General features: G+C 47.0%; 9 tRNA genes and 3 rRNA genes. All 12 read right to left on the bottom strand.

Annotated elements, in window-relative coordinates:
* Positions 1-70: ribosomal RNA gene (locus KQI76_RS11620) — 16S ribosomal RNA — on the bottom strand; the annotation flags it as partial.
* A gap of 98 nt (positions 71-168) precedes the next feature.
* Positions 169-244, bottom strand: a tRNA-Ala gene (locus tag KQI76_RS11615).
* 18 nt (positions 245-262) lie between these two features.
* Positions 263-339: transfer RNA gene (locus KQI76_RS11610), tRNA-Pro, on the bottom strand.
* Positions 340-342: 3 nt separating this feature from the next.
* A tRNA-Arg gene (locus KQI76_RS11605) sits at positions 343-419 on the bottom strand.
* 4 nt (positions 420-423) lie between these two features.
* Positions 424-512, bottom strand: a tRNA-Leu gene (locus KQI76_RS11600).
* Positions 513-561: 49 nt separating this feature from the next.
* Positions 562-633, bottom strand: a tRNA-Gly gene (locus KQI76_RS11595).
* Positions 634-650: 17 nt separating this feature from the next.
* Positions 651-732 (bottom strand) — tRNA-Leu (locus KQI76_RS11590).
* Between the two features lie 5 nt (positions 733-737).
* A tRNA-Lys gene (locus KQI76_RS11585) sits at positions 738-813 on the bottom strand.
* Positions 814-856: 43 nt separating this feature from the next.
* A tRNA-Thr gene (locus tag KQI76_RS11580) sits at positions 857-932 on the bottom strand.
* Between the two features lie 3 nt (positions 933-935).
* Positions 936-1,011, bottom strand: a tRNA-Val gene (locus KQI76_RS11575).
* Between the two features lie 5 nt (positions 1,012-1,016).
* A 5S ribosomal RNA gene (gene rrf, locus KQI76_RS11570) occupies positions 1,017-1,129 on the bottom strand.
* Between the two features lie 193 nt (positions 1,130-1,322).
* Positions 1,323-1,439, bottom strand: a 23S ribosomal RNA gene (locus KQI76_RS11565); the annotation flags it as partial.

Here is a 1,439-nt window from a genome sequence, read left to right as displayed (position 1 = left end):
CGCGCTCGACTTGCATGTATTAGGCACGCCGCCAGCGTTCATCCTGAGCCAAGATCAAACTCTCAATAAAATTGTTGAGTTGTTCTACTCTCATTTGAAGCACTAGCTTCTTCTTACTTTTTTTCTTAACTTTCTTGGTTGTTTGGATTCAGTTTTCAAAGATCAAAATGGTGGAGCCTAGCGGGATCGAACCGCTGACCTCCTGCGTGCAAAGCAGGCGCTCTCCCAGCTGAGCTAAGGCCCCGTAAATGATAATATTAAATGGTCGGGAAGACAGGATTCGAACCTGCGACCCCTTGGTCCCAAACCAAGTGCTCTACCAAGCTGAGCTACTTCCCGATATGGCGCGCCCGAGAGGAGTCGAACCCCTAACCTCTTGATCCGTAGTCAAGCACTCTATCCAATTGAGCTACGGGCGCTATATGGTGCCGAGGGCCGGACTTGAACCGGCACGGTGGAAACCCACCGCAGGATTTTAAGTCCTGTGCGTCTGCCAATTCCGCCACCCCGGCAAGGAATAAACTTTTAATCATTTGGCAAACTAAATGATTAAATCCCTAGAGCGGAAGACGGGATTCGAACCCGCGACCCCCACCTTGGCAAGGTGGTGTTCTACCACTGAACTACTTCCGCATATATCAAATTTAAAGTGCGGGTGAAGGGACTTGAACCCCCACGTCCGAAGACACTAGATCCTAAGTCTAGCGCGTCTGCCAATTCCGCCACACCCGCAAAAATGGTGAGCCATGAAGGATTCGAACCTTCGACCCTCTGATTAAAAGTCAGATGCTCTACCGACTGAGCTAATGGCTCATGTTAACGGTTTTATCAGTTATAAGAATCGGTACTTATAAAGTGGTGCCGGCCAGAGGACTTGAACCCCCAACCTACTGATTACAAGTCAGTTGCTCTACCAATTGAGCTAGGCCGGCATATGGTGGAGGATGCAGGGCTCGAACCTGCGACCCCCTGCTTGTAAGGCAGGTGCTCTCCCAGCTGAGCTAATCCTCCGATATGCCTGGCGACGTCCTACTCTTGCAGGGAAAACCCAACTACCATCGGCGCTGAAGAGCTTAACTGCTGTGTTCGGTATGGGAACAGGTGTGACCTCTTCGCTATTGTCACCAGACTTTATATTTATTTTTCAAGGACAAGATATATTATATTCATTTTTTCGATTAAAAGCAAGTCTTTTTTTAAAAATATAGTAATATCTTTCTTTTTCTATCATGATCCTTGATTGTTCAGGTTATACCCTGAAAACTAGATAAGAAATGCACCTGACAAGTGGTATCAAATCGCGGATGATTCCGCTTTTTATTTTAGTTAAGTCCTCGATCGATTAGTATTCGTCAGCTGCACATGTTGCCATGCTTCTACCTCGAACCTATCTACCTCATCGTCTCTGAGGGATCTTACTCTAATGATGGGAAGTCTCA

This window comes from Amphibacillus sp. MSJ-3 (assembly GCF_018919165.1).
Taxonomy (GTDB): domain Bacteria; phylum Bacillota; class Bacilli; order Bacillales; family Amphibacillaceae; genus Amphibacillus.
This window is presented reverse-complemented; position numbering and strand designations above follow the sequence as displayed.